The sequence below is a fragment of the Microcoleus sp. S36b_A4 genome (assembly GCF_036700645.1).
Taxonomy (GTDB): domain Bacteria; phylum Cyanobacteriota; class Cyanobacteriia; order Cyanobacteriales; family Microcoleaceae; genus Microcoleus.
Genome location: NZ_JAUBPI010000001.1, coordinates 209517 through 216693 on the forward strand (window position 1 = coordinate 209517; position 7177 = coordinate 216693).

A 7177-nucleotide genomic window follows, 5' to 3' on the forward strand; every position below is an offset into this window, starting at 1 on the left:
AGTGTTCGCTGTGTATAACAATCTTAATTTGTACACAGCGAACAATGAAATATCTAAACTAGGGATTCGAGGCATAATTGGCGGAAATGATCGCCTCGTTGCTCGAAGTTTTGGTATTGATCGAAGCTAGCACAAGCTGGCGAAAGCAGCACGACTTTAGCGTTGTTCTGTTTGCCTAATTCTGCGGCTCGCGGGATTGCTCGTTCCATTGTTTCGACTATTTCCCAAGCGTTGTAATTTGCTTGTTCGAGCCGATCGGCAAAAATACCTGCCGCATCCCCAATTAGCAACACCCCCGCAGCTTTCGCCTTGATTGTATCAATCCAAGCGCGATCGTCCCCTTCTTTGGCGTCGCCGCCCGCAATTAAAATCGCCGGTGCGCTTACAGAAGCCAACCCGACTTGGGCGGCGTCATAATTAGTAGCTTTGCTGTCGTTGATGAAATCTATGCCTTCCCAAGTGCAGATGTGTTCGAGGCGGTGCGAAACTCCGGGGAATTTAGCGATCGCCTGGGCGATCGCACTTTTATCTATCCCCGCCAAATTAGCCGCCGCCACCGCCATTAACAAATTCTGCAAATTGTGTTCTCCCACCATCCGCAAAGAATCAGCAGGCAGAATTTTCTCGCCTTGAGCTATTACCCAACCATCTTGAATATAGGCTCCAAAATCTGTATTTCCCAACAAATCTTTTTCACCTTTGACACTCGTCCAACACGCATCCGGCCAAACGTCAACTCCTTGTTGCCGCAAACAAGGATCGTCGCCGTTGATTACTTGCAATTCAGATTTTTTCAGCAAATGCGCTTTAATGTTGTAGTAATTTTCTAAAGTTTTGTGGCGGCTGAGGTGATCGGGCGTCAAAGTCGTCAAAACTCCGATTCGCGGCGCTACAAACGGCGAGGATTCTATCTGATAGCTGCTAATTTCTGCGATTACCCAATCCGGTTGTTTTTCAGCTAAAGCTAATTCACACGCAGCATAGCCAATATTGCCACAAGCGGGAGCGTAAAGCCCGGCCTCGGCAAAAATAGCAGCAATTAAAGCAGTAGTAGTAGTTTTGCCATTAGTGCCGGTAATTCCCACCCAAGGATATTTGAGGTAACGCCACGCGAGAGCCATTTCTCCGATTGTTTCAATGCCTAAGTCTCTGGCGCGCACTAATGCTGGACTGTCCCAGGGAATGCCCGGACTTACTACTATTAATTCTATAGATTCGACTGGTTCAAAAGATTTACCTAACTCCACATGAATTCCTTCGTTAGCGAATTCCTGTTGCTGTTCGAGCAAGTTTGGGGAAGATGAGCGATCGCTCAGCGTTACTTCCCATCCTTCGCGTTTTAGCAGTCTTGCGGCGGCAATTCCTGATTTTCCTAGTCCAATGACATGAGCTATCGGCATAAGTTGTGTGTGTGATGGAGCGAATTTCCCTGGTTTTATAAGTTTATATCTTAACCTTGAATTGGTTATTGACTATTGGCTATTTAGCTTATTTTTTAAGAGAGCGATCGAACTCTGCCCAGACGCGCGCGGTTTCGCAAAAATTCTAATAGATTTACTCGTTTTATTGGTAAGCTTTAATGTTATTTGGAGCGAGGGTTTTAAGAAGTACGTTTCTCAAATTGTTTTGCCTGCGAGCCCGCTCGTTTCCCACAAGCCCGCCAGGGGTTGAAAACCCCTGTCTAAAAGCTAAAGTCAGTTAAAACTGACTGAAAATTTTGGTATATATGCGTTTCAGTCCTCATAGCGAGGACTTTCGCTTTAGACGGGTGTTGAAACGAACGGCGGACTGAAGCGGATGTTTTCAATCCCAGGCGGACTCAAATCTTCTCGCTTCTAACTTTTGACGATCGCCCCAAAGTCAGCCAACACCCGCGCGTGATTCCGCAACAGCCCCAGTAAATTCAACCGATTTTGCTTAATTTCCGGGTCGGGATCCATCACTAAAACGCTTTCTGGCCCGTCAAAAAAGTTGCTAACAGTCGGAGAAATTTCCGTCAAACTATCTACTAACTGCTGGTAATTGCGAGTTTGTTTGGATAGCAGCGTTTGCGGCACTAACTGCACGACTGCATCGTAAAAAGCTTGTTCAGACGACTTTTGAAATAACTCCGGTTTCACAGCCGTTTTCGGTTCCAATTCTACTTTATCCAAATCACCTTGAGCAGCCAAACGAGTTGAACGGTTGACTGTTTCATAAATTAGATCCAAAGTCTGGTTATTGCGGATTTGTTGTAGGAAAAGCGCTCTTTCCAGTGCGTCCAACAAATCTCTCAATGCTCGTTCAGTATATTCTAGGTCGTTTTCTCCCAAAACTGCATTTACCAAATCATAATCTACATTCTTTTCTTCTTGCAACAAAGTCCGAATTCTTTGCAAGAAAAACTCGTATAACTGAGCCAGCAACTCCGTCGGTGTTTCCGGGCGCGTTGCGGTAAATTCTGCAACAACTTGTGCGAGCAACTGGTGCAAGTTTACTGGCAACTGAGCCGCCCAAATAATGTTAATTATTGCATTGGCTGCGCGACGCAAAGCGAAGGGATCGGATGAACCAGTCGGCAACATTCCCAAACCGAAGATGCTGACTAATGTATCTAATTTGTCGGCTATTGCGACAACTTGACCTGTAAGAGTTTGCGGCAAATTGTCGCCCGCGCCTTTGGGCAAATAATGTTCAAAAATTGCTGTGGCTACTTCTTCCGATTCGCCACTTGCTAAGGCGTATTTCTGCCCCATGATTCCTTGCATTTCGGGCAGTTCGTAAACCATTTGAGTTACGAGGTCGGCTTTGCAAAGTAAGGCTGCTCTTGCTATGTAAGCTTGTTCTTCGCCTGTGATTTGCAGTTGATTGGTGATGAGGCTGGCAATCTTGCACAGACGATCGACTTTTGCGCGTACAGTCCCTAAATCTTCCTGGAAAGTAACTGTTGCCAACTTTGGCAAATAATCCTCTAGAGGCTTTACCAAGTCTGCTTTGTAGAAAAACTGACCGTCTGCCAATCTCGCCCGCACTACTCGCTCGTTACCGGCGGCAATAATCGCGGCTTTAGCCGGATCGCCGTTAGAAATTGTAATAAAATAGGGCAGAAGTTCGGGATAACCGGGGTTTTTGAGAATCGGAAAATACCGCTGGTTTGTAACAATAATTGTGGTGATTACTTCCGGCGGCAATATCAAAAAGTCCTCGTCAAATTTGCCGACAACTGCGTTCGGCCATTCTACTAAGTCGGTGACTTCTTCTAACAAATCTTCGGTAATGTCGGCGTAACCGCCTTGTTTTGTCGCTGCGGCTTCTACTTGTGCTTTAATTTGATTTTTGCGCTGGGTTCGATCGACCTCCACGCAAGCAGCCCGCAGATATTCGACATAATCCTCGGCTTGGGGAATCGAGACCCCTCCCAGGGGTGTAGGGGGGGTATGTAACACCCGGTGTCCTTGGGAAATTCGATCGCTCTTGACCGTATCCGAACCGCTCACCAATGTAATTGGCAGCACAGTATCATCTAACAGTGCCACGAGCGATCGAATCGGGCGCGGAAACTTCAAATCTCCGTCAGCCCACCGCATAAATCTTTTGCCTTCTAACTTATTAATCCACTGCGGCACAAGTTCTGTCAAAATATCCGCACTCATCCGCCCCGGAATCTTTTTGAGCACAAACACAAAATCGCCTTTATCGGTAGCGCGAACTTCCAAAGCATCAATTTCTACGCCCTGCTTTTTCGCAAAACCTTCCGCTGCTTTCGTCGGTTTGCCATCTTTAAAAGCCGAACTCGCGGGTGGGCCTTTTACCTCTTCTTCTCTATCTAATTGCTGAACTGGCAGTCCCTTCACGAGAACGGCCAAACGCCTCGGAGTAGCGTATACATTAATTGAGTCATTTGTCAAGGATTCTTCTGCCAGCGTTGCAGGTACAAGTCGCTGCCACTGCTGGGCACTGCCTACGACAAAAGATGCGGGCAATTCTTCTGTACCGAGTTCTAATAAAAAGTTAGGCATATCGCACCGTAATGGAATTTTGTTTAGGGTAATTTAAGGTAATTTATCCGATCGCGCGATCGTATATCTGAAATATCTGAAAAATACTCAAAAATCCAGGATACCACGTAAAATCGGGGGTGAAAGACAATATTCTCGACAGCCCATGACCTTGGCGGAAAGACTAGGACAAGATTGGAAGTCTCGACTGGAAAAAGATTGCCCGGACGAAAATTCTAGCACTCGCGAGAGTGTTGTCCGGTGGCTGTTGGGAGACAAGCCCGAAAGATTTGACACTCTTAGCCCAACTCAATTGTCTGTCGCCTCTGGCGCGATCGACTTTTTATATCGAATTTTGATTTCTCGGTATCTGGGAGTACCCCCAGAAAAAGCTTACCGCAACTTGATCGGGCGACTGGGCGGTTTGGTGGTGCTCCGGCAAAAAATCCAAGCCTGGGTTTCCCTGAGTCGCGACAGACAGCGGAGTGCGGTGGAGGTACTACAAGAAGTGATTCAGGAAATGCTCAATTCCGATCGCTACCTGCAGCAGCAAGTCGCCTGGATTGCCGAATGCACCTCAGACAGACGCCTGCGAAATGCTTTGCTGCTAGCGAGCACAGAAGAATACTGCTTGCGGCCGATCCGCAACCAGCCGCTGTTGGTGTACCGTTTTGTCAACTACCTGCGGCGTGCTCAGCGGGGCGGATTGACCCAAGTGCCTGCGGGAGACTGGGTGCGGCTGGTGTCGGAACAGGTTCTACCCGACGATACAGACGAACCGCTCAGCCTGCTAGACGAACAGGCGATGTCCGAGTATCGAGAAAATCAAGCTTGGGAAGAGCAGCAAACTCAGCGGCAGATTGTCCAACAAGAATTTGAGAATTACTTGGCCGCTGAAGTCGATCCGCTGGCTTCCCGGTGGCTGCAGCTTTACCTCCAAGGTCGTTCCCAAGAGGCAATTGCCGAGGAGTTGAAGGTTCCGATCAAGCAAATTTACCGCTTGCGAGAAAAAGTCAGTTACCACGCGATTCGCGTTTTTGCGGTCAAACAAGCACCGGAATTAGTCGCCAACTGGCTGGAAACTTCGCTCCAAGAACACAGTTTGGGCTTGACTCCGGCTCAGTGGCAGCAATATTTACAAAACCTCACGCCGGTTCAGCGGCAGTTGGTAGAATCGCTGAAAGCAGGAAAAAGTGTAGAGACGATCGCATCTGAATTAAAGCTGAAAACCAATCAAGTCATCGGCGAGTGGAGCAAACTCTATTTAGCAGCTCAATCGCTCCGCAACGAGTAGATTGGTAATGGGTGGCGGGCAATTGCTAATTGTTAATTGGCAGTAGCATTTTTCATAATCCCCGCTACAAATCCATTCCCGCACAGCCACAGATTATTGCGAGTTTCCCCGTGGAAAACCGCGCGATGCCCCTTGTGTCCAATCAGGTTAGCTCGATCGGGATATCGTAGCGCTGCCGTGACAAGCGAGTTTCTTGATCGTAGCCGCTACGTGATTTATCCGTGGAATCAATCCAAAATCGAAAATCTCAACTCCTCAAGCCCCCGAATTTATCTCGCGCAAGTCAATCCAAAATCTAAAATCTAAAATCTAAAATCGAATGACGATCGCGCTCCGAGACGATCACAGCCCACTCTCTGAGGTAAGATACTAGCAGCACGATCGACTTTTCAGGATTTTTTAACCAATCCTCTATTCAGCGGTAGCCCGTAAATCATCCGTTGTGGTGCATCTCTAATACTTGTGCATTAAAGATATAATTCTATTGTTGCCAGCCACGGGCCTCAATATCGGGCGATCGATGATAGTTGGTCTAGACTGCGCTAGTCATCATCTAGTTCTCAATCTTTTGGTAGAATTTGAGGCTGCAATACAGAAGGGAGAAAATTCTGGGACTAAGGATTTTTCTTTAATAAAAGCTTCCGGTTGTTAGGCCAATTCCTCCGTCAGGGAAGTTGCAGCGTTTAATTTTATCGCATCAGGTTGGTGCGTCGCGCTCGATCGCGCTTCCAACTACAAAGCAGCTAATGGTACATACATCTTCAACAGGCTCGGCAGCTACAATGGACTCCGATCGAATATTTCACCTAATCGACACTGTTGTCCCCTTTGAAGCTTGCCTTTACTATCAAGTTTTGCCTTTATCTCTAGAAGGTAATCTGTTTAAATTGGGCGTAGTCGATGCCCAAGATGACTCCGCCTTGGACTACGTGCAGCGGATTTTAGCTTACATGAATTGCTCAGTCACAACAGAGCCAATTGCCTCGGAAACTCAGCGCTCGATGCTCTCAGCTTACTTGCTGCACGGGAACCAGCTCCGAGAACCGAGCCAGACAGAAACCGCCGCAGCCCCAACACCCAAAAATCCCGCACCAGCAACTTCAGGCCCCAATGCAGCAACGCTGCTGTCTGTGCCAGAAGCCTCGATGCCCGCTCCTGAGCGGTTTAAACCTGCTGGCGCTGAGGTTCCCCCGACACCGACACAGCTATCGGTTTTGAATGTCGAGGCCTTGCACTTGTCAAGCCAAGTGGAAGTTTTGGCAACTTTGCCCGCGCCCCAACTGCTGCAAGAATTGCTCGGTAGAGTGCTGCGAGAGGGTATCGGCCGCTTGTTTTTTGAGCGGCATCAGTCCCAAGGTCGCATTCTTTGGAGTCAAGATGGCGTTTTGAAATCGATGCTCGAAGGTATCGATATCGTCCTTTTCCAAGAGGTCATCGATGAGTTGAAACGGCTGACAGATATGCCTGTTGGCCCGGTGGAACAGGCCAAACAAGTCGAAGTTGAGCGCATATACCAAAACACTCATTTGCTGTTGCGCTTGCGGGTAATGACCGTGGGTGGCAAGGAAGAAGCCACCCTGCAAGTTTTGCGGGGGGCAGCTTTGAGGTTTTACCAGCAGCAGCAGTTGTCTACTTTGAGTCGGGACGCGCTGCGACTGGCCGAAGAATTGCAGCGGAAAGTGAATCAAATTCGCGATCGAACTCGGCTTTCTCCTGTGCCTTTAGAGGGGTTGCCCGCTTTGGAACAGGTGATTAGAAATGTTGACGACCAAATTGAAGCTTTGCTGCACGAACACAATCCCGATTAGCCATAATCAGCAATAGATGACCATTGGTGACAAGTTAAGACTGTAAGTCTTTTGTCAAGAGGCTTTTAGAGAATTGTTGAAAAAAAACTGGTCAGACC

General features: G+C 47.9%; 4 protein-coding genes. 2 read left to right on the top strand and 2 right to left on the bottom strand.

Translation table 11 applies throughout. The features are described 5' to 3' along the window. Window positions 1-53: 53 nt before the first annotated feature. Both murD and glyS read right to left on the bottom strand, forming a co-directional pair. Window positions 54-1400: a UDP-N-acetylmuramoyl-L-alanine--D-glutamate ligase gene (gene murD, locus QUA03_RS00900; protein ID WP_333208923.1), complete on the bottom strand. Its 1347-nt coding sequence runs from the start codon at window positions 1398-1400 to the stop codon at window positions 54-56. 435 nt (window positions 1401-1835) lie between these two features. After that, window positions 1836-3998, bottom strand: a complete 2163-nt coding sequence (gene glyS / locus QUA03_RS00905; protein WP_333208925.1) for a glycine--tRNA ligase subunit beta — start codon at window positions 3996-3998, stop codon at window positions 1836-1838. A gap of 145 nt (window positions 3999-4143) precedes the next feature. Between glyS and QUA03_RS00910 the strand changes: the two genes are divergently transcribed. Then, complete coding sequence (locus QUA03_RS00910; protein WP_333208927.1) at window positions 4144-5271, top strand: HetZ-related protein 2; 1128 nt, start codon at window positions 4144-4146, stop codon at window positions 5269-5271. A gap of 746 nt (window positions 5272-6017) precedes the next feature. Then, window positions 6018-7079, top strand: coding sequence for a hypothetical protein (locus tag QUA03_RS00915; RefSeq protein ID WP_333208929.1), 1062 nt, complete (start codon window positions 6018-6020; stop codon window positions 7077-7079). The last annotated feature ends 98 nt before the right edge of the window (window positions 7080-7177 follow it).

Coding starts and splice junctions, on each gene's coding strand:
- QUA03_RS00910 (WP_333208927.1), top strand. CDS start 4,144: ATGACCTTGGCGGAAAGACTAGGACAAGATTGGAAGTCTCGACTGGAA.
- glyS (WP_333208925.1), bottom strand. CDS start 3,998: ATGCCTAACTTTTTATTAGAACTCGGTACAGAAGAATTGCCCGCATCT.
- murD (WP_333208923.1), bottom strand. CDS start 1,400: ATGCCGATAGCTCATGTCATTGGACTAGGAAAATCAGGAATTGCCGCC.
- QUA03_RS00915 (WP_333208929.1), top strand. CDS start 6,018: ATGGTACATACATCTTCAACAGGCTCGGCAGCTACAATGGACTCCGAT.